Origin of the sequence: Rhodococcus ruber NBRC 15591 (assembly GCF_001894945.1) — a bacterium.
In the GTDB taxonomy this organism is placed as follows: Bacteria; Actinomycetota; Actinomycetes; order Mycobacteriales; family Mycobacteriaceae; genus Rhodococcus; species Rhodococcus ruber.
In genome coordinates, this window is record NZ_BCXE01000022.1 from 246,276 (window position 1) to 267,139 (window position 20,864).

19 protein-coding genes are annotated in these 20,864 nt (G+C 69.0%); 13 read left to right on the forward strand and 6 right to left on the reverse strand.

Annotated features, from left to right (window positions below):
* Window positions 1-26: 26 nt before the first annotated feature.
* Together RR3_RS15760 and RR3_RS15765 are read right to left on the reverse strand one after the other, a co-directional pair.
* Window positions 27-1,571, reverse strand: a complete 1,545-nt coding sequence (locus RR3_RS15760) for a glycoside hydrolase family 183 protein (protein WP_064066701.1) — start codon at window positions 1,569-1,571, stop codon at window positions 27-29.
* Between the two features lie 73 nt (window positions 1,572-1,644).
* Complete coding sequence (locus RR3_RS15765) at window positions 1,645-2,922, reverse strand: MFS transporter (protein ID WP_064066700.1); 1,278 nt, start codon at window positions 2,920-2,922, stop codon at window positions 1,645-1,647.
* Between the two features lie 135 nt (window positions 2,923-3,057).
* Here RR3_RS15765 and RR3_RS15770 point away from each other — a divergent pair, with 135 nt between their 5' ends.
* On the forward strand, window positions 3,058-3,927 hold the full coding sequence (locus RR3_RS15770) for a class II glutamine amidotransferase (protein ID WP_064066699.1): 870 nt from the start codon (window positions 3,058-3,060) through the stop codon (window positions 3,925-3,927).
* Between the two features lie 3 nt (window positions 3,928-3,930).
* Here the strand turns inward: RR3_RS15770 and RR3_RS15775 are convergent, their stop codons facing one another.
* The gene (locus RR3_RS15775; RefSeq protein ID WP_010595410.1) at window positions 3,931-4,857 is read right to left on the reverse strand and encodes an NAD-dependent epimerase/dehydratase family protein; all 927 of its coding nucleotides are present in this window, start codon (window positions 4,855-4,857) and stop codon (window positions 3,931-3,933) included.
* A 129-nt stretch (window positions 4,858-4,986) separates the two neighbouring features.
* Here RR3_RS15775 and RR3_RS15780 point away from each other — a divergent pair, with 129 nt between their 5' ends.
* Window positions 4,987-5,682 carry a TetR/AcrR family transcriptional regulator gene (locus RR3_RS15780; RefSeq protein WP_010595409.1) on the forward strand — a complete coding sequence of 232 codons (696 nt, stop codon included), beginning with the start codon at window positions 4,987-4,989 and terminating at the stop codon, window positions 5,680-5,682.
* A gap of 54 nt (window positions 5,683-5,736) precedes the next feature.
* Complete coding sequence (locus RR3_RS15785) at window positions 5,737-6,345, forward strand: YqgE/AlgH family protein (RefSeq protein ID WP_017681040.1); 609 nt, start codon at window positions 5,737-5,739, stop codon at window positions 6,343-6,345.
* A 6-nt stretch (window positions 6,346-6,351) separates the two neighbouring features.
* On the opposite strand, the gene RR3_RS24945 is transcribed toward RR3_RS15785, so the two are convergent.
* Window positions 6,352-7,149, reverse strand: a complete 798-nt coding sequence (locus tag RR3_RS24945) for a GntR family transcriptional regulator (protein WP_159105359.1) — start codon at window positions 7,147-7,149, stop codon at window positions 6,352-6,354.
* 468 nt (window positions 7,150-7,617) lie between these two features.
* Between RR3_RS24945 and RR3_RS15795 the strand changes: the two genes are divergently transcribed.
* Genes RR3_RS15795 through eutC form a run of 10 tightly spaced genes read left to right on the forward strand, consistent with a single transcriptional unit; the run spans window position 7,618 to window position 18,305 of the window.
* Entirely contained in the window at window positions 7,618-8,376 is a 759-nt protein-coding gene (locus RR3_RS15795) for an inositol monophosphatase family protein (protein WP_064066697.1), read from the forward strand.
* Window positions 8,377-8,386: 10 nt separating this feature from the next.
* A complete protein-coding gene (locus RR3_RS15800; RefSeq protein WP_064066696.1) occupies window positions 8,387-8,665 on the forward strand; it encodes a hypothetical protein in 279 nt (92 codons plus the stop codon).
* 1 nt (window position 8,666) lies between these two features.
* Complete coding sequence (locus RR3_RS15805; protein WP_064066695.1) at window positions 8,667-10,241, forward strand: sodium:solute symporter family protein; 1,575 nt, start codon at window positions 8,667-8,669, stop codon at window positions 10,239-10,241.
* Window positions 10,234-11,499 carry a M20 family metallo-hydrolase gene (locus RR3_RS15810; RefSeq protein WP_064066694.1) on the forward strand — a complete coding sequence of 422 codons (1,266 nt, stop codon included), beginning with the start codon at window positions 10,234-10,236 and terminating at the stop codon, window positions 11,497-11,499. The genes RR3_RS15805 and RR3_RS15810 overlap by 8 nt, the downstream gene beginning before the upstream one ends.
* Window positions 11,496-12,905 (forward strand): amidase, encoded by a 1,410-nt coding sequence (locus tag RR3_RS15815; RefSeq protein ID WP_064066693.1) that lies wholly within the window; start codon window positions 11,496-11,498, stop codon window positions 12,903-12,905. Before RR3_RS15810 ends, RR3_RS15815 begins: the two co-directional genes overlap by 4 nt.
* Entirely contained in the window at window positions 12,902-13,834 is a 933-nt protein-coding gene (locus tag RR3_RS15820; protein ID WP_082900332.1) for a phosphotransferase family protein, read from the forward strand. The genes RR3_RS15815 and RR3_RS15820 overlap by 4 nt, the downstream gene beginning before the upstream one ends.
* 10 nt (window positions 13,835-13,844) lie before the next feature.
* Complete coding sequence (locus RR3_RS15825) at window positions 13,845-14,816, forward strand: choline kinase family protein (RefSeq protein WP_082900331.1); 972 nt, start codon at window positions 13,845-13,847, stop codon at window positions 14,814-14,816.
* Window positions 14,817-14,875: 59 nt separating this feature from the next.
* Window positions 14,876-16,159 (forward strand): aspartate aminotransferase family protein, encoded by a 1,284-nt coding sequence (locus tag RR3_RS15830; RefSeq protein WP_371851038.1) that lies wholly within the window; start codon window positions 14,876-14,878, stop codon window positions 16,157-16,159.
* Window positions 16,156-17,577 (forward strand): ethanolamine ammonia-lyase subunit EutB, encoded by a 1,422-nt coding sequence (locus tag RR3_RS15835; RefSeq protein ID WP_064066692.1) that lies wholly within the window; start codon window positions 16,156-16,158, stop codon window positions 17,575-17,577. Before RR3_RS15830 ends, RR3_RS15835 begins: the two co-directional genes overlap by 4 nt.
* The gene (gene eutC, locus RR3_RS15840) at window positions 17,574-18,305 is read left to right on the forward strand and encodes an ethanolamine ammonia-lyase subunit EutC (RefSeq protein WP_064066691.1); all 732 of its coding nucleotides are present in this window, start codon (window positions 17,574-17,576) and stop codon (window positions 18,303-18,305) included. The genes RR3_RS15835 and eutC overlap by 4 nt, the downstream gene beginning before the upstream one ends.
* 3 nt (window positions 18,306-18,308) lie before the next feature.
* Here the strand turns inward: eutC and gad are convergent, their stop codons facing one another.
* Window positions 18,309-19,697: a glutamate decarboxylase gene (gene gad / locus RR3_RS15845; RefSeq protein WP_064066690.1), complete on the reverse strand. Its 1,389-nt coding sequence runs from the start codon at window positions 19,695-19,697 to the stop codon at window positions 18,309-18,311.
* 113 nt (window positions 19,698-19,810) lie between these two features.
* Complete coding sequence (locus tag RR3_RS15850; RefSeq protein ID WP_026137837.1) at window positions 19,811-20,764, reverse strand: hypothetical protein; 954 nt, start codon at window positions 20,762-20,764, stop codon at window positions 19,811-19,813.
* Between the last annotated feature and the right edge of the window lie 100 nt (window positions 20,765-20,864).

A 20,864-nucleotide genomic window follows, 5' to 3' on the forward strand; every position in this document is an offset into this window, starting at 1 on the left:
TCGGCTCCGCTGCGGCGCAGCCGGATTCAATCCAGGCGGGCGCGCATCAGGTAGACGTTGTAGCTGTCCCACTCCGACACGGTGAAGTACAGGTCCCGGCCGTCGGACCAGGGATGCATGAAGCCGCCGTAGGCCTTCGGGTAGTCGGCCGTCCGCACCAGCGGCGTGGCATCCGACCAGTGGCCCTGAGGTGAATCCGACTCGCGCAGCACGATGTTGCCGGCGATCGGATCCAGGTAGCTCATCTGCCAGCGGTCTCGCGCAGCGTCGAACCGCACCGACAGCTCGCTCGCCGCGCCGTCGGCGAGTGGGGTGGCGAGCTGCTCGAAGACCGGCATCCAGCGGTCGTGTACCCAGTACTGGTATGCGGAAGGGTTGAGCACGTCGTCGACCGGCACGCGGGCCAGGCCCACCGACCCGATGCGGCCGTTCGGAGTGCCGAACATGTAGACGTGGTCACCGTGCGGCACCATCGTCGCGACCTGGAACCGGCCCAGCCCGAACACGTTGTCCCAGCGAGCATGTGGATCCTTCACCCACGTCTGTCCGTGGTCGTCGGAGTAGGCGATGCCGCCGTGGTTCGTGTACCACATGCCCGGCACGACGCTCCACCGTCGCACGGACATGTAACTCAGGTACTGCCGGTCGCCGATCGCGAAACCGGACGTGGGGATGACGGTGGTCTCGAAGTTCTTCACATGCCGGGCGTCGAGGATCTCCGCGGCGTGGCACGGGCTGTCCTGCACCATCGCGTCGATGGTGAGGCCGTCCGACAGGTCCGCATCGCGGCTGAACGCCAGCACGTTGCTGCGCCAGTCGCCGCCGGCCCCGCCCGGCGGGGACCACTGCGCACCGAACGTGTCGCCGAAGGCGAGGGCCACCTCCCCGGGGCGCGTCTCCCACGCGATGCCGAGATCGGTGCCGTGCACGGCCCAGCGCGCGTCGGTGCGATTCTCCGAGCCGGGACCGGTGAGCTGGGAAATCAGTTCGACGTCGCCGACGACGGGCGCGGTCGGGCGGGCGGTGACCGTGCCCGGCTCGAACGGCGGATCCTCCCGAGGCGGGGCCGGTGGGACGGGCGCACCCGGCGGGCCCGGCACGGGGATCGGGATCGTCTCCGGCTGCGGATCCAGTTCGACGCGAGGCAGGAAACTCGAGGATCCGCTCGAGCCTGTGGATCCGCTCGAGCCTGCGGACCCACTCGAGCCGCTCGAGCCGCTCGAGAGGGCATCGGGAGCGTCCGGCGCGAGGCCCGGAACCGGGCACGGGTCGGCACACGGATCGGCGGGTAAGGGTTCCTGCCGCACGCGGGTGACGTCGGGCTCCGGTCCGGGAACCGGGACCGGCACGATCTCGGGATACGGCAGGGGGATCTTCACGACGGGCGGGATGTCGATCCGCGGCAGCTGCGGTGCGCCGGGGTCCGGCGGCTCCACAGCCGGGTCGAAGCCCTCTTCCCCGCACGAGTTGACCGGCGGGGCGGCCGAGGCGTGGCCGGGCAGCGCGAGCAGCGGCAGCGCCAACGAGACCAGGGCGAGCGCCGACAGCGGTGTGCGGTGCCTGCGTGCCATGGCGTTCTCCTCCGGGACGGTCGGGAAAATGCCCCGCGAACCTAACAAATCCGGCGCCCGAAACCGCGCAGGCTCACATGCGCAACCGGCGAACCGCCGTCGCCGCGACGAGCCCGCCGGCATACACCGCCACTCCGGCGAGGGCGAGCCCCGGGCTGCGGCCGTCCGGCGCGACGATCAGGGCCGCCGCGACGATCGCCATGAGGAACGCCATGTTGAACACGGTGTCCTGCAGGGCGAACACCTGTCCGCGCCGGGCGTCGTCGATCTCGATCTGCATCGCGGCATCTCCGGTGAGCTTGACGGTCTGACCGACGAGACCCAGCAGGAACGCGGCGACGAGCAATGCCGTCTCGTCGAAGCCGGTGACCAGGACGATCTGGACGATGCCCGCACACGTCAGTGCCGTGACGACGGTGCGGGGCCGGCCGAGGCGTGGGATGACGAGCGGGGCGGCGACTGCCGCGACGAGCATCCCGGCGGCGGTGGCGCCGACGGCGACACCGAATCCGACGAGCCCGCCCGGCAGCGCGGCACCGTCGGCGTCGCGCAGCACCAGCACCATGATGAGCGTGTCGATGCCGAAGACGACGCGGTGCGCGCCGATGCCGATCATCGCGACGGTGACGCCGGGCGCCTCCCACACCGCCGTGGCGCCGGTGTGCAGGCCGGCGGCGACGGCGCGGATCGGGTGGCGCGGCACGGCCCGGTCGGGACCGAGCGCGTGACGGGCGAAGCCGCCGGCGGCGAGCGCGGCGACCACGGATCCGCTGACGCCGAGCGCCACCGCCACCCCGGAGCCGAAGTCGCCCTCCCCCACGAGACCGATCGTGGCGACAGCGACGCCGGCCCCGACCGCGGAGATCCCCGAACCCACCGTGGCGAGCACGGAATTGACCGGCACCAGCCAGGATTGACGCACCACATGCGGGACGGACGCCGAGATCCCGGCGAGCACGAATCGACTGACACCGACGGCGGCGAGGGCGAGCAGCAACAGCGGGGTCGAACCGCCACCGGTGAGGAGCAGCGCCGACATCGCGACGACGAGCACGCCGCGCAGGACGTTGGCGACGACCAGCACCAGGCGACGGTCCCACCGGTCGAGCAGGGCGCCGGCGAACGGTCCGACCACCGAGTACGGCAGCAGCAGCACCGCGAATCCGGCCGCTATCGCGGCGGGATCGGTCTGGCGCTCGGGGTTGAACAGGATCGCCCCACCGAGCGCGGCCTGGAACAGCCCGTCGCCGAACTGACTGGCGAAGCGGACGGTCGTCAGGCGGACCAGTCCGGGCGATCGGCGCAGTGCCGTCGCCGTGGAGCGCCACGCCTGCCGCCTCGACTCCCGCACAGTGCCCGACACTATCGGTCCGACACTATCCGTCCGGCGCGGGTCGTCTCGCTGCGACGGTTCCGCCTCCCCCGCCACGTCCCCCGGCCTACCCTCTGCGCAACCGGCAACTTCCGGAAGGGGGGACACACCGCCATGTGCCGACTGTTCGGGCTGACCGCCGCGCCGCACCGGGTACACGCCACCTTCTGGCTGCTCGATGCGTCCGATTCGCTGGCCCGTCAGAGTCGGCGTGAACCCGACGGCACCGGGCTCGGGACGTTCGCCGACGACGGCCGCCCGGTGGTGGAGAAGCAACCGCTGGCGGCGTACGAGGACCGCGCGTTCGCCACCGAGGCGAAGGAGCGGCGGTCGCAGACGTTCGTCGCGCACATCCGGTTCGCCTCGACCGGGGGCCTCGACGTGGGCAACACGCATCCGTTCGAGCAGCGCGGGCGGCTGTTCGCCCACAACGGGGTCCTCGGCGACCTGCCGCGGCTCGAGGCCGAACTCGGCCCGTACCGCGACCTGGTGGCGGGCGAGACGGACTCGGAGCGGTTCTTCGCGCTCGTCACCCGCCGCATCGACGAGCACGGCGGCGACGTCGGTGCGGGCCTGACGGCCGCCGTCCGGTGGGCCGCCGGGAATCTGCCCGTCTACGCATTGAACGTGGTCCTGACGACCGCGACGGAGCTGTGGGCGCTGCGGTATCCGGACACCCACGACCTGTTCGTCCTCGAGCGTCCCGCCGGCGGCCCGCACGGAGGCCGCCATCTCGAGCACGCCAGCGAGGCCGGCACGGTCCGCGTGCGGTCGGGCCACCTGGCGCGGCAGCCGGCGGTCGTGGTCGCCAGCGAGCGCATGGACGAGGATCCGGGCTGGTCGGACCTGCGCTGCGGGGAGTTGCTGCATGTCGACGGCGAGCTCCGGGTCACCCGCACCGTCGTCGTCGGCGAGCCCCCGCAGCACCCGATCACCCTCGCCGACCTCGACGAGCGAGCGGCCGCGTCGCAGACCGGGAAGTGAGCGTCACTGCTCGCGCCACCACCGCACCGTCGCGGCCGCGGCTTCGGGCAGCGGGGTCGGGCGCAGGCCGAGCAGGTCCTCGCTGTACGTGGAGTCCATGACGAACGGATCGGTGAACTGGTAGAGCATCTCCGTCAGTTCGCGGGCGTCGCGGTTCACCAGCGCGCCGGCGCGCAGCAGCCAGGTGGGGATCGTGCCCACCTTCGGAGCCGGCATCTGTGCGGCGGCGGCGAACGCGGCGACAAGTTCGCGCTGGGTGCCGGCCGGGCCGGTGGGGGCGTGCAGGACCCGGTTCCACGCCGCCGGATTCGCCGCGGCCGCGATCATGGCGGCCGCCAGGTCGGGCACGTATGTGAACGAGTGCGGGACGTCGGGTGAGCCGAGTACGCGGGGGCTGCGCCCGGCCAGGACGGTCGGCACCATCCGCTCGCCGGCGTGGGCGTTGCGGGCGTGGGGTCCGAAGAAGTCGGACGCGACCACGCTGACGGTCCGGGTGTCGCTCTCGGCACGGCGGTCCAGCAACCGCGCCCGCACGCCCCGCTTGCCGGTGGTGCTCGCGCGCGGCGACGCCTCGGTCATGACCCGGTCGGGTTCGCTGTACGAGTACAGGCTCTCGGGGAAGACCACGACCGCGCCCGTGCGGCCGGCCGCCTCGAGAACGGCGTTCTCCGCGGCCGGCAGTTCGCGTTCCCAGGTGTCGGCGCGGTAGGCGGAGCCGTGGATGCAGTGGTACACGGCACCGGCACCCTCGAGGGCGGGACCGAGCAGGGCGGGATCGGAGACGTCGACCCGGCGGCGCTCGACGAGCGGATGCTCCGGACCGCTGCCGGACCGGGTGAGGACGCGGACACGGTGGCCCCGGCCGGCGAGTTGTTCGGCGACGGTCCAGCCGACGGGACCGGCGCCGGTGACGACCTGCAGATTCGACATGGTGTCCAGCTCCTTCGAAATGTGAGCGCTGCTCTCTGTTCGAGACAACAGTGCGCCCCTCGGCGGGGAAAGTCAAGAGCAGTGCTCACTTTTGTTGACGGTGCTCGCGAATCTGGCAGGGTGAACGACATGACCGGAACCCCCCGCGCCCGCGCCCGGCAGCAGACGATGGCCGACATCCTGCGGATCGGCCGCGAACATCTCGCCACCCACGGCGCCGCCGCCCTGTCGCTGCGCGCCGTCGCCCGCGACCTCGGCGTCGTCTCCTCGGCGGTGTACCGCTACGTCGCGAGCCGCGACGAACTGCTCACCCTCCTCGTCGTCGACGGCTACACCGAACTCGCCGACACCGTCGACGACGCGCTCGGCGACGTCGCCGTCGACGCCCACGCCGAACAGTTCCGCGTGCTCGGCCACGCGGTGCGCACCTGGGCGCTACGCGAACCCGCGCGCTACGCCCTGCTGTTCGGCAGTCCGGTCCCCGGCTACCACGCTCCCGCGGAGCAGACCACGGGCCCGGGCACCCGCGTCGTCGTCCGGCTCGTCCGCATCCTCGACGACGCCCACGCCGCCGGCGCCCTCCGCGTCCCGGCCACCGTCGCCGTCCCGGACGGCCTCACCACCGATCTCGGCCGGATCCGCGCCGCGCTCGGTTCCGGTGTCCCCGACGTGGTTCTCGCCCGCGGTGTGCTGGTCTGGGCCGCCCTGTTCGGGGCCGTGAACTTCGAGGTCTTCGGCCAGTACGGCACCGACACCTTCACCGAACCCGGGCGGTTGTTCGACCACCACCTCGCGGTGCTCGCCGAGACCGTCGGGCTCTCCTGAACGTCTCCCCGCCTTGCTGCCACGCCGCGGCGGCGACGGTGGGATGATGTCGGGGTGGCGCAGCATCAGGACGAACCCGAGGACCGCACGGCACCGGCGACACCGGCCGTCCGACCCGGAACGCTGCTCGTGTCGGCCACCGATCTCGTCGAGCCGACTTTCCGGCGAACAGTCGTCTACATCATCGAGCACGGGGACGTGGGCAGTCTCGGCGTGGTACTCAACCGCACCAGCGACACCGCGGTCCAAGCCGTGCTGCCGCAGTGGACGGAGCTCAGCGCCGCACCCAAGGCGCTCTACGTCGGCGGCCCCGTCCGGCGGGACTCGGCCCTGTGCCTGGGTACGCTGCGCGTCGGCGTCTCGGTCGACGGGGTGCCGGGGGTGCGCCGGATCGACGGACGGGTGGTCATGATCGACCTCGACTCCGATCCGGCCGTCATCGGCCCGCTCGTCGAAGGCATCCGCATCTTCGCCGGCTACGCCGGATGGAGCGCCGGGCAGCTCGACGGCGAACTCGACAACGACGACTGGATGGTCATCTCCGCCCTCCCCCAGGACATCCTCGGGCCGCCGCGGGTCGACCTGTGGGCGCGGGTGCTGCGCCGGCAGCCGCTGCCGCTCGCGCTGCTGGCCACCCACCCCATCGAGGTCGAGCGGAACTGAGACCGGCTATCCCCGCGTCCGCACACTCAACCGTGTCCGGTCCGCGCGGAAGAGGTCGACGGAGTACTCGACAGGGCTGTCGCCCTGGTCGTACCCGATCCGCTCCAGCCTCAGCAGGGCGGTATTGACGGGTTGGTCGAGCAATCCGCCGGTCTGCGCGGTGGCGCTGGCCAACTCGATGGACTCCTCCGTCGCGGCGATTGTGATCCCGAACTCGGACCGGAGAGTCTCGTAGATCGAGGTCAGTGCCGTGCCGAGGATCGGTTGGACGCCGCGCAGGTACATGCGCTCCAGCGAGAGGGTGTCACCATCGGCGAACCGCAGGCGCAGCAGCGACACCACCGGATTCCCGGCGGGTATGCGCAGGATCTCGCGCACCTGGGGGGTCGGTGCGACCAGTTCCGCCGACAGTACCCGGGTACCGTCTTGGAATCCCTGCTCGTGCAGCATCTGAGGAACGCCCTTGACGGTATTGAGATTGCGGGCGAGTCGCCGTCCCGGTCCCGCATCGAACCCTGCTTCCCTGTCCGAGACGATCCCCACGAGATAGGCTCCACCCGTCCGGCCCCGCACACGCCGTACCAGGCCGTCTCGTTCGAGGCGGTCGATCGCCTTCCGGATCGTGGTCCGAGAGGTCCCCAACCGCGTCGCGAGTTCGCGTTCCGGGGGCAGCTTCTCGACCGAACGCTCACGCAACTCCGTGGTCAGCCGTACTAGCGCCGCGTGCGCGTGCTCCGAAACCTGCATGGCTACCTCACATGACGAAAGCGTGATCCATGGATCATCTTGCAGTCCGTGATGCACAGCAAGTCGGGTCCACGGATCGGTGCGAGCCGGCACACGACAATAAGTGATCGGGCAGATGAGCGCGCCAGGATTGCGCCTCCGAAAAGAACCAGTAATGGTACACCCCGCAAGTGTTGCCTTCGACACATTTGGCGATCTAACGTGATGCAGGACACAGGAATCGGATGATTCGGCGACGGGTGGACGGAGGGAGGCGACCGACATGGAGCCCGACATCGGCTGTCTACGGCCACCGGTCGGTCGGCAACCGTCGACGGCGACCTGTTCGCCTCGGAAGCAGGCTGCCTGCGCCGACCGATACCCGCTGTAACGGACATTCGACGCGCCGTCCGGCGGCGCGAGCAGTGATGTTACATCCGTTTCACATTCGGTGGACGGACCAGAAATGGTCCACACCGAGGATTGTCCATATCCGAACAGCGCTCCCAGGGCGTGCCGGATCCAGGTCAGTGAAGGGAACATGCGATGCACAACCATCTTTCGCCTACAGCCGAGAGCGCGCTGTCGATCACTCGGGACGCCGGCGAGGTGGCTCGGAAGTGGTTCGAGACCAGCGGAATACAGGTCGAGACGAAGTTCGATGGATCACCCGTCACCCGAGCCGACCGCGAGGTGGAGGACGTCTTCCGTTCGAGTCTGCGCGAGCTCTTCCCCGACGACGGGATCTTCGGCGAAGAGTTCGGTGAGGTCGAAGGGACCAGCGGCAATCGGTGGATCATCGATCCCATCGACGGCACCAAGTCGTTCGTCCACGCGGTTCCCCTCTACGGAAACCTGCTCGCCTACGAGCGATCCGGCGAGATCGTTTTCGGTGCAATGAACTTCCCGAGTATCGATGTGATGGTCTACGCCGAGAAGGGAAAGGGATGCTGGCGCAACGACGTCAGGGTCAACGTCTCCGAGCGCGGAAGCCTCGACGGTGCCTATCTCATGGCCACGTGGCTCGAGGACTGGAAGCCCGAGACGATCCGCGACCTCATCGATCGTGGCGTCGTCCTCCGGACGTGGGGTGACGCTTTCGGATACGCCATGGTGGCCAGTGGTCACGCCGACGTGGTCGTCGACTACACCACCCAACCGTACGACCTCGCACCTATGCCGGTGATCATATCCGAGGCCGGTGGCCGGTTCACGGCGCTCGACGGACGGCCCGGATACGACCGGGGTACGGGTATCGCATCCAACGGCCTCCTGCACGAGGCCGTCCTGAAACTGGTGAACTGAGGAATCTGAGATGAAGGACTTCATTCGAAATCTCGAACAACGGACCGTCAAGACCGTGTTCGGCGGAATTTACATAACAGCATTGGCTTTCGCATTGGTTCCGGTGCTGTATCTGTGGGGCAGCGGAGTCGATACGACGATATTCGGAATCCCGTTCAGCGTCCTGTACTGGATCGCGAACGGACTCGTTCTCGGATTCGGCCTGTGGGGCCTCTACATCGTCGAGGACATCCGTGGTGAGCTCGACGAAAGCGTCGCTCCCGCAGAGTCTTCAGTGAAGGGACAGTGACATGGCGATCATGCTCGGTATGCTGGCGGTCTTCTATGCCGTCGTCATCTACATCCTCTACCGCACCCAGCAGAAGCAGAAGCCGACCTTCGACGAGTACTCCGTGGGTGGGCGCTCGTACGGTCCGTGGTACGTCGCCATGTGCTATGTCAACTCCTGGTGGCCGGGATCGGTGTTCATCGCTTTCTTCGGCATGGCGGCCGGGGCCGGGGTCTTCGGGTTCTACGGACTCGCCTATTCGAGTCTCGGCGTGGCGATGATGTACTTCATGGCTACCCGGGCCTGGCGCTGGGGCGCGCGGTACGACCTGCGCTCACAGCCCGATCTCATGGGCCTGCGGTTCGACTCGCGTGCCGTCAAGGTCGTCGCCAGTGTGATCGGGATCGTGTCGGTGTTCCCCTGGGTGGTTCTCGGAATGCAAGCTCTCGGAGAGGTATTCGAGATCGCGAGCGAGGGACGGTGGTCCATCACCGCGTGCCTGCTCATCGGTCTCGCGGTCATCGTGATCCGTCAGTACTGGACGGTGAAGATGGGCATGCGCGGGCTGATCATGACAGACATGTTCCAGGGCGTGGTGGCTTACGTCTTCGCCGCAATCGTGTGCCTGCTCCTGCTCCTCGGCGTCGGCGACGGGCCGCTCAGCTTCTCGGCCCTGTCGAACGTGCCGGCCGAGGTGCTGCGGGTTCCCGGCGACGGAGACGGTTACGGACCCTTCTACCTGTTCAGTTTGATCTTCACCGGTGTCGTGGGATCGCTGTGCTGGCCGATGAGCTTCCAGCGGATCTATACCGCCTCGGGCGTACGCGCGGTCAAGGCCGGCACCATCCGGACTGTCCTGATCTCCGGTGTGTTCTACACGCTGCTGATGCTGCTCGGTGTCGCGGCCACCACCATGCCGGAGGTCTACTCGGATCCGCAGGCCGGATGGTTCACCATCATGGAGTCCTACGGCGGCACCTGGCTTCTCGGGCTCGGCGTGACGATGGTCTTCGCCGCATCGATGGGACACATCGACGGCAGCGTCCAGGTCTGCGGTCTGCAGATCGCCAACGACCTGATCAACTCCGAGAAGCGTCCGCTGACGGACAACCAGCTCACCTACGTCGCCAAGACCAGCATGGTCGTGTTCATGGGCCTCGCCGCGGTAGTGGCCTACCTGACCTTCGACATGACGCGGCTCCAGTTGCTCGCACAGATCTCGTACCAGGGCATCGTCCAGATCGCGATCCCGTTGTTCCTCGGCATCTTCTGGCGGGGCGGAAACAAGTACGGTGCGGTCGCCGGCATGGTGTCCGGTTTCGTGGTCGCGCTCGTGCTCACGGTGGTGTACCCGGACGACATCGCGGGCCTGGGAAGCCTCACCGGTGGTGTCGTGGGTATGGTCGTGAATCTGCTTGTCTACCTCGTTGTCTCGGCCTTCACTGGGACCAGCGAGGCGGAGAAGCGTCGGGTCGACGAGATGTTCGCCGTCGCCACCCGGCCGGTCGCCGTCGGTGCCGAGACGCCGGAGCCCGCCCTCTCGGTGGCCTTCGAGGTACCGTCCGCCACTCCTGCGACGGGAACCGCACATGCCTGAGCACGACGACTTCCTCGACGACTTCACGGCCTGGTCTCGGTTCGGGGCGACCGCGGGGGGCGGGCTGCACCGCCTCGCCGCGAGCGAGGAGCACGCCACGGCTCGGCGGTGGCTGACCGACTGGCTCACCGCACGGGGCTTCACCGTTCGAATTGACGCCGTAGGCAACCTCTTCGGCCTCCTCGAGTGGGTGCCCGGTGCCCCGTACGTCCTCGTCGGCTCCCATTCGGACAGCCAGCCGTCTGCCGGTCGCTTCGACGGGGCTTACGGCGTCCTCGCTGCCGCGCACGCGGCCACCGGGGTCGACGGTGCGGTCGCGGCCGGCCAGTTCGCTCCCGTGGTCAACGTCGCGGTAGTGGACTGGTTCAACGAGGAAGGGGCCCGTTTCCAGCCGAGTCTGATGGGCAGTGGCGGGTACGTCGGCAGGTACACGGTCGACCAGATCCTCGAGCGCCGGGACCTGGACGGCGTATCCGTCAGGGAAGCCTTGACGAACATCGGTTTCCACGGTTCGGACGAACCGCCTGATGCGGTGGCGTACGCGGAGGTGCACATCGAGCAGGGCCGCGAGCTCGAGAAGACGGGTACCGACATCGGGGTGGTCACCGCCAACTGGGCGGTCCGGAAGTACACCGTCGTCGTCCACGGCGAGCAGGCCCACACCGGTGCGACCTCGATGGCGGATCGTCGCGATGCGCTGGTCGGCGCGGCACGGGTCGTCCTGGCGGTCCGAGCCGTCGCGTCCGGCCATGTACCGGATGCGGTGCTCTCCTCGGTGGGCCGGTTCGTCATCGAGCCCAACTCCCCCGTCGTGGTGCCGTCCCGGGTTCGTATCGACGTCGACATCCGCTCGAGCGATGCCGGCACCCTCGAGAAGGCGCACGCCGAGTTCGTGCAGGCCCTCGCCGCGATCACCGACGAGGGCGAGGTCACGGTAGAGATCGTCGCGTGCGCACTGCGGCCGTCCACGCCGTACCCGGCGGCCGGAGTCGAACTTACGGAGGCAGTGGTCGCCGAGGCCGGATACACGTCCCGGCGGATGCTCACCCGCGCGGGACACGACTCGATCAGCCTGAAGGACGTCGTTCCGACGGTGATGCTCTTCGTACCGAGTTCGAACGGCATCTCACACAACGAGTCCGAGTTCACCGAGGACGCCGACCTGCTGCGCGGCCTCGACGTCCTGAGCGCAGTGGTCCGGAACCTGACGGCCGGTGCGCTGCTGTCGGACGAAGCGAGGGAGGTGGCAGCCCGATGACCGGGGTGATTCCACAAGAAGCGGCACAGGTCCGCGCCGCGTACCGGGCAGGGGAACTGACCCCCGTCGACGTTCTCGACGCGACCCTCGCCCACATCGATCGGGTGGATCCGGTGATCAACGCCGTCGCCCACCTGGATGAGGTCGGGGCCCGGGCGTCGGCCGAGGCGTCCGCCGCCCGATGGGCGGCCGGATGCCCTCTCGGTGATCTCGACGGTATCCCGGTGACGATCAAGGACAGCATCAACGCGATCGGGATGCCGTGGCGGCACGGCTCGAAGGCCCACGCGACGGTCCCCGACGCCATGGTGGACGCCCCACCGGCCGCCCGACTGAAGGAAGCCGGCGCGGTGATCGTCGGCAAGACCACGATGCCGGACTTCGGCATGATGGCCGCGGGCGTGAGCTCCCTCTACGGGATCGTGCGCAACCCCTGGAATCCGGCACGCAACACCGGCGGCTCCAGTGCCGGTGCGGGCGCCGCGCTGGCGGCCGGCATCGGGTATGCCGCCGTCGGAACCGACATCGCGGGATCGGTACGCCTGCCCGCGGCGCACTGCGGTCTCGTGGCTCTGAAGCCCACCCAGGGGCGGATCCCGCACGCTCCGGCATCGACCATGCGATCCGCGGGTCCGATGGCCCGCACCGTCGACGAGGTCGTCGACCTGTATCGGGTGATCAGCCGCCCGGACCCGCGGGACACGTGGTCGCTCCCGCCGGAGGCCGACGACACGCTCGACGTCGAACTGTCCCCCGCCGGACTGCGGATCGGTGTCCTCACCGACATGGGACACGGGCACCCCCTCGACGAGCGGGTCCTGTCGGTCGTCGGTGACGCGGCGGCGGCATTGCAGGACGGTGGTGCCGCCGTGGCTGCGGTACCGCCACCGTTCGCCGTGGATCCCTATCCTGCCCTCGACCGCGTCTTCCAGGTTCGGGCGCGGGCCGAATGGGAGACCCTGCCCGAGGAGTGCCGGCACCTGGTCCTGCCCGCGGTCGCCGACTGGGCTGCCGCCGCGGCGGACCGCAGCGCAGTGCAGTACGCCGCCGACCTCGCGAGGGTGGATGCGTCCCAGGCGAGGCTGCAGTCCGCGCTCGCCGATTACGATTTCGTGCTCGCGCCGGTGATCCCGACACCGGGATTCGCCGCGGACGAGGTGGGCCTGTACCCGGACCGACCACTCGCACACTGCACCTATACGGCCTGGTTCAACCAGACCGGCCAGCCCGCGTCGACCCTCTGCTTCGGATTCGTCGACGAGTGTCCGGTCGCAGTCCAGATCGTCGGAGCACGCTTCGACGATCAGAGGCTGCTCCGCCTCACCCGGTGGCTCGAGCGTCACCGGCCGTTCCCGATGAGCTGGCCACGCCACGTGGTGGCTGTTCCGACAGGAGGATCCCGGTGAGTATTGCCGAACAGGTGCACGCCCTCGGGCTGTGGGAAGGGGCGGAGCTCGAACTGGACAGCTCGCCCACGATGGCCAGCCCCAGCTGGTGGGGAGCCGATTCCGAACGCTACAGCGTGCGGGCCGCTGTGGACACGCGAGCGCGTGTCACCGGCTACGTGAAGGTGATGGAACCGCACGCGCGCGGCTACGTCGATCTCGCCGCGTCCTTCGAGGCCGCGACCGCCGCGGGCGATGCCGGTCTCGGTCCTGCGGTGTACGCCGCCGATCCGGAATCGGGCCTGCTGGTGATGGAGGACTTCACGGGACGGTCCCGCACTGCAACCCTCGACCGCTTCGGCTCGGCCGAGGCGATCGCCCCACTCGTCGAGCTGCGCAAGAGGGTGCATTCTCTGGCGGCGTTCTCGCGAACCGCCAGTGTGTTCGACGACATCCGCGACGCGCTGCGGGTGGCTCGGGCCGCATCGGCGGCCCTTCCGCAGGATCTGCCGTGGATGCTGCGGACCCTGTCCGATGCCGAGCAGCGCATCGAGGCGGCGGGATACGATCTCGTCCCTGCCCACGGCGACGGCAACGTCTCCAACGTCCTCGTCCCCGAGGGTGGCGGCCTCCTTCTCGTCGACTGGGACTGCGCCGCGATGATGGATCCGCTGCAGGATCTCGGTACTCTCCTGGGGGAACTGTGTCCGCACGACCGCGACGCCCGCGTAGTGTTCGAAATGTTCTGGCGTTCCTGGGACTACAGTCTGTTCGATCGGGCCCGGGTCTACGGCATCGCGGACAGCCTCCGCTGGGCACTGATCGGTGCCTACTGCGACGCGATGCGTCCGGGCACCCACGAGTACTCGAAGTTCTCGGACTGGCAGTTCCTGAGGGCACGAGCGGGGCTGCGCGACCCCCACTTCGACGACCGCATCCGCAATCTGTGAGGAGACGACGATGACCACACTCTCCACCCCGCTCGCCCGGGACGATCGCCCCATGGGCAGCGCCCGCACCCCCGCCGAACGGGTGGTCGAGGATGCCCTGTCGTCCGTATCGCAGTGGCAGGGGCGCGGCTTGTACTACGCCCCTGTGACGGGCGGCCTCCAGAACAGTAATTGGCGGATCACTCTGGAAGGCAGTAATACCCGCTACTTCATGAAGATCCCCGGCGCGGGAAGCGAGGCGTTCGTCGACCGCACCGTTGCCAACGAAATGGGCCGCCGAGCGGGGGCACTGGGAATCGGCCCCGAGGTGGTCCGGTTCGATCCCGCTTCCGGAATCGAGATCATCGAGTTCCTGGAGGGATATCGGGCCTGCACCAACGGCGACCTCAAGCGCGACGACATACCGCTACGGATCGTGGACCTGTACCGGACGCTGCATCCGTCCGGGCTGCTGAGCCGGACGAAGACGATCTTCGACATGGTCGACGAGCATCTCGAACAGGCACACAGTCTCGGGGTGACGTTGCCGGTGGACTGGGCGGTGGTCGAGCGGGAGTACCGGGCGGCGAAATCGGCCGTGCTGGCCTCGGGTCTAGACCTGGTTCCGTGCCACAACGACCCCATGCCGGGCAACTTCCTGTACTCGGAGTCCGGGCCACTGAAGCTCGTGGACTACGAGTTCGCGTCCAACAACGATCGCGCCTACGAGATTGCCGTTCTCACCACCGAGATGTTCTTCGACGACCGTCGGATCCACGACATGGTCGAGGCCTACTACGGCACCGCGGAATGGTCGGTGGTGTCCCGCGTGCAGGTCTGCGGGGTCCTCGCCGACGTCAAGTGGGGATTGTGGGGATGTGTGAACAACAAACTCAGCGATGCATGGGACTTCGACTACCACAAGTACGGACTCTGGAAGCTCATGCGCGCCCGTACGAAGATGGCGGATCCGAGGTGGGGCCTGTGGCTGGCCTCCCTGTGAAGACTGTGTCCACCCAGCAGACCTCCCCTGTCGAGGTCAACGGCTTCGCCTTCGACGACATCCACGGCCTGCCTCCGCAGCTGCGAGGCCTCGTCCGGCGCCGGCGGCAGGTGCTCGGCAGCGCCACGCCGCTGCTGTACCGCACACCCCTGCATCCGGTTGCCGGTAGTGGAGTATGGCTCGAGGACGGCGACGGAAACCGCTTCCTCGACATGTACAACAACGTGGCGAGCGTGGGGCACTGTCACCCTCGGGTGACCGCGGCCGTCACCGAGCAGCTCCGGCTGCTGAACACCCACACCCGTTACCTGCACGACGGGATCGTCGACTACGCCGAGGATCTGCTCGGCACCTTCCCGGATCCGCTCGCGGTGGCGATGTTCACCTGTACTGGTTCCGAGGCCAACGACCTGGCGCTGCAACTGGCCCGGCAAGCCACGGGCCGGCACGGCATCGTCGTCACCGAGAGCGCCTACCACGGCAACACCACCGCCGTCGCGGCATGCTCCCCGTCGATCTCCCGGACGGTGGAACCTTGGATTCGGGTGGTCCCGGCACCGAATGCGTATCGTGTCGACACCGACGATCTCGGAGCCTGGTTTGCCGCGCAGGTCGCCGAACAGATCCACGACCTCGAGCAGTCCGGGTACGGGTTCGCCGCCCTGCTCGTCGACACCGTCTTCTCGTCCGACGGGATCCTTCCGGATCCCGCTCCCTTCCTGAAACCTGCCGCGGACGTGGTGCGCGGCGGGGGTGGGCTGCTCCTGGCCGACGAGGTGCAGCCCGGTTTCGGCCGCCTCGGTCACGGCATGTGGGGTTTCCGACGGCACGACATCGTCCCGGACATCGTCACCCTCGGCAAACCCATGGGCAACGGAATGCCCGTCGCCGCCACGATCACCTCTCGCGACGTCGTCGCGGAAACCGGATCGAAGGTCAAGTACTTCAACACCTTCGGAGGAAATCCGGTGTCGATGGCAGCCGCACAGGCCGTGCTCGACGTGATCCGCGACGAGCAGCTGATCGAGGTCGCCCACGAGCGCGGTGCCGCACTGCGCACCGGATTGCGGACGATCGGGCGCACGACCGCGTCGATCGGAGACGTCCGCGGCGCCGGCCTGTTCCTGGGTGTCGAGATCGTCGCGGACGCCGATACCCGGTATCCGGACGCCGATACGGCCCTGACGATGGTGAACCGGATGCGCGACCGCGGGATCCTGATCTCCGTAGCCGGCGCTCACGGCAACGTCCTCAAGATCCGTCCGCCGCTGCCGCTCACCTCGGCCGACGTCGACCACTTCCTCGACGTCTTCGCCCGGACCGTCGCCGAGGTGACGTCGTGACGGTGTACCGCCGACGAGCGGCCGGACGCACGTACGAATTCCACGGGCTCGTCGATCTGCTGGCGAAGGCGACCCCCCGCCGTTCGGGCGACGAGCTGGCCGGATGCGCGGCAGGATCCGACGGCGAACGCGCGGCCGCGCAGTGGGCCCTGGCCGAGCTGCCACTGACGACCTTCCTCGAGGAACCGGTCGTGCCGTACGAGACGGACGAGGTCACCCGCCTGATCCTGGACACCCACGATGCGGCAGCATTCTCCTCGATCGGCCACCTGACCGTGGGCGGCTTCCGGGACTGGTTGCTCACCACGGCGGCACGGACGGATGCCGCGGGCCGCCTTGCCGCGGTCGGTCCCGGTCTGACCCCGGAGATGGTCGCGGCGGTCTCCAAGATCATGCGCAACCAGGATCTGATCGCGGTTGCGAGGGCAGTCACCGTCGTCTCGGCGTTCCGCACCACCGTCGGACTGCCCGGCCGGCTCGCCACCCGCCTGCAACCGAACCATCCCACCGACGACCCGCGCGGCATCGCCGCCGCGACTCTCGACGGGCTCCTGCTGGGTTGCGGAGACGCCGTGATCGGCATCAATCCGGCGAGCGATTCGCCGCGTGCCGCCGCGGACCTGCTGTACCTGCTCGACGAGGTTCGACTGCGCTACGACATCCCCGTGCAATCCTGCGTGTTGACCCACGTGAGCACCACCATCGACCTGGCTGCCCGTGGTGTACCCGTCGACCTGGTGTTCCAATCGGTCGCCGGCACGGAGGGGGCCAACCGCAGCTTCGGCGTGGACCTGCAGCTACTGCGGGAGGGCAACGAGGCCGGCAAGTCTCTGCGACGTGGAACGGTCGGGAACAACGTCATGTACCTCGAGACCGGGCAGGGTTCGGCACTGTCGTCGGGCACCCATCTGGGAACCGGGGGCCGGCCCGTGGACCAGCAGACACTCGAGGCACGCGCCTATGCGGTCGCCCGGACGCTCGACCCCCTCCTGGTCAACACGGTCGTCGGCTTCATCGGACCCGAGTACCTCTACGACGGCAAGCAGATCATTCGCGCGGGGCTCGAGGATCACTTCTGCGGCAAACTGCTCGGGCTGCCCATGGGCGTGGATATCTGTTACACGAACCACGCGGAGGCGGATCAGGACGACATGGACACCCTGCTCACCTTGTTGTCCGCCGCCGGCACAGCCTTCGTCATCACGGTGCCCGGCGCCGACGACGTCATGCTCGGTTACCAGAGCCTGTCGTTCCACGACGCGCTCTACGCTCGCGAGCTCATGGGGCTGCGTCCCGCACCGGAATTCGATCGATGGTTGCGGGCGCACGGCATGGCCGACGCGACCGGCCGGATCTTGCCCGTCGACCCGCATTCTTCTCCGCTGCGAGCACTGGCATCCCCGGGAGTACGCGGATGAACGACGACTTCTGGACACCCCTGCGCGCGCTCACCCGGGCACGCATCGGGCTGGGGCGGAACGGGAACGGTCTGCCCACCCCGCGTCTGCTCGAGGTCGCGGAGGCCCACGCCCGGGCGCGCGACGCGGTCCATGCGCCGCTCGACCTCGCGGAGCTGAATCCGCAGATCTCCGCCGTCGGAATCGGTGAGCCCATCCATGTGGCGAGCCGCGCACGGGATCGGTCCGTCTACCTGCGCCGCCCCGATCTCGGCAGGACCCCGGCCGACCTGTCTCCGGTGCCGCACACCGATGCCGACATCGGTGTCGTCCTGTGCGACGGTCTGTCGTCCACGGCCCTGGCCGCACACGGGCCGGGGTTGCTCGCCGAACTGGCCACCGCGCTGACGCCCGGCCTGACGTTCGCGCCGCCCGTCGTTGCGACCCAGGCGCGGGTGGCGATCGGGGACCACGTGGGCGCTGCCCTGGGTGTGTCCACGGTGGTGGTCCTCATCGGGGAACGTCCCGGCCTGTCGGTGGCCGACAGTCTCGGGGTGTACCTGACGCATCGTCCCCGGCCGGGGCGGACCGACGCCGAGCGCAACTGCGTGTCCAACATCCATCCCCCGGACGGGCTCGATCTCGCCCATGCCGCCCGGGTCGTGGCATCCCTCGTCCAGGGAGCGCGTCGGCTCGGCAGGTCCGGGGTGCAGCTGAAGGACACCTCGCGCGAGACAGCCTTGGAGTGAGGCTCAGTGCGCGAAGTGCTGCTCGCTGGAGTGCCGGAGCGGACCCTCCTTGCGCAATTCGGTACACACCCGTTCGATGTCGGCGAACAGCTGTCGCGCGAGGTCGGCACTGAACCCCTCCCGGACCACGATCCGCAGGACCGCAACCTCCTCGGCGTCGGCCGGCATGGTGTACGCGGGCACCTGCCAGCCGCCCGCCCGCAGTTCGTGCGAGACGTCGAACACGGTGAACCCCGGGTCGCCGGTCAGCTCGAATGCGATCACCGGGATGGCGGTACCGTCGGAGATCACGCGCATCCCCTCCAGCCCGGCGAGCTGCCCGGCCAGCCGGCTCGCGGTCGAGCGCAGGGTCTCCATCACCCGGCGGTACCCGTCGCGGCCGAGCCGCAGGAAGTTGTAGTACTGGCCGACGATCTGGTTTCCCGGCCGCGAGAAGTTCAGGGTGAAGGTGGGCATGTCGCCGCCGAGGTAGTTGACCCGGAAGACCAGTTCCTCGGGCAGGTGCTCCCTGTCGCGCCACACCACGAATCCGATGCCCGGGTAGGTCAGTCCGTACTTGTGGCCGCTGACGTTGATCGACACCACGCGCGGTACCCGGAAGTCCCACTTCAGTTTCGGTTGCAGGAACGGCACGACGAATCCACCGCTGGCCGCATCCACGTGCAGCGGCACGTCGGGTCCTCCCGAAGCGGCCACGTCGTCGAGCGTGCCGGCGATCTCGGCGACCGGCTCGAGCTCGCCGGTGTACGTCGTGCCGAGGATCGCGACCACCCCGATCGTGTTCTCGTCCACCGCGTCTCGCACCTGCTCCGGGGTGACGACATACCGCCCGGGCTCCATCGGCAGGTACTTCGCCGCCACGTCGAAGTAGCGGCAGAACTTCTCCCACACCACCTGAACGTTGCTGCCCAGCACCAGGTTCGGGCGTGCGGTGTCTTCTCCCGCCGCCTGCCGCCGGGCCCGCCAGCGCCACTTGAGCGCCAGCCCGGCGAGCATCACCGCCTCGCTCGAGCCGATCGTGGACACGCCCGTCGCCGTACCCGGGTCGACGTCGGACAACCCCGGTGCGTGGAACAGGTCGGCGACCATCGCCACGCAGCGCTCCTCCATCGCCGACGTCGCCGGATATTCGTCCTTGTCGATGAGGTTCTTGTCGAACGTCTCGGCCATGAGCACGTCGGCCTGCGGCTCCATCCACGTGGTGACGAACGTCGCGAGATTCAGCCGCGAACTGCCGTCGAGCATCAGTTCGTCGTGGATGTACCGGTACGCCTCCGCCGGGTCCATCGAGTGCGCCGGCAGCCGCAGCGCCGGAACCGGCTCGCTGTCGATGCGCCCGGTGTACGCCGGTGCGAGGACTCCGTCCGGGTGCAACCGCTTCCGATGGCTCACGTCGGCCTCCGTACTCGTCGGCAATCGCTGTACTCGTCGGCAATCGCTCCCATTAGACCGGATCGGCCACGCACTCGCGGCGTGTTCGGGAAGCGGTATCCGCCGGCCGGTGGTCAGCGACGGTCGGCGAGCGCATTCAGCGCGCCGGCCATGCGTTCCGCCTGCGCCGCAGTGACGGTGAACTCCTGCCCACCGGCGACGGTGAGCACCAGCGCGGGACCCGTGATCGTGACGAGGCCGTACCGGCCCCGCCCCTTGGCGCGCAGTCCCCACCCGCCCCAGTCCTGGAAGGGGCGGACGTGCGCGACCCGCGCGCCGACGATTTCGTCGAGGTCGTAGTCCACCGCCGTCATTCCCAGGTTCTGCACCCGCACGCCCGTGTCGTCGACGACGACGCGGAACCGCAGCAGGCTCAGCACGAGAACGGCGACCGGCAGGAAGATCGCCAGCGGCCACCAGCTGCGCGCCGCGCCGCACACGACGACGGCCGGTGCCACCACCAGCGCCGCCAGCACCACAGTGGTGCGCGTCCCGGTGCCGACCTGTTCGACGATCGGCAGCTCGACCGGCCCGCGCGGCAGCGCCGGATCCGGGCGGGCGGCTGCCGGCCGCCGGACCCGGTGATCCCGCAACCGGGACGCGCCGAACACCCCGACGGCGACGCCGAGCGCGACGCCCGCGCCGATGCTCCACATCGGCAGCTGTGCCTGTTCGGCCGGGGTGTCCAGTTGGCTCGCGAGCACCGTCACACCCAGGGTGGACAGCAGACCGGTCACGCCGAGACCGAGCACCAGCATGTAGCGGCGCATCAGCAGCATCGCGGGGGCTAGCGCCGCGATCGCGCTGCAGCCGCCGCCGACCAGCAGGATCACCAGCGCCACCGTCCACGAGAACGAGACCGGGTCCGAGAATCCGTCCGGCCCGGACCCGGACCAGTGCGTGGCGATCCGTGGGGGCAGCCGCGATTCCCACATTCGAGTCAGCAGCAGTGTCGCCGCGGCGGCGACGAGAGGCAGGCCCAGGCCGAACAGGGCCCCGGCGGGGTCGATCACGCGGCGGGTGGTCACGGCCCCAGCGTAGGGAAACGGCATCACCGGCGACCCCCTCGAACGGGGGATTGAGGGCCGGAGCCCGGGGTTGCAGGCTCGTAGAGAGAACTCGAGCACG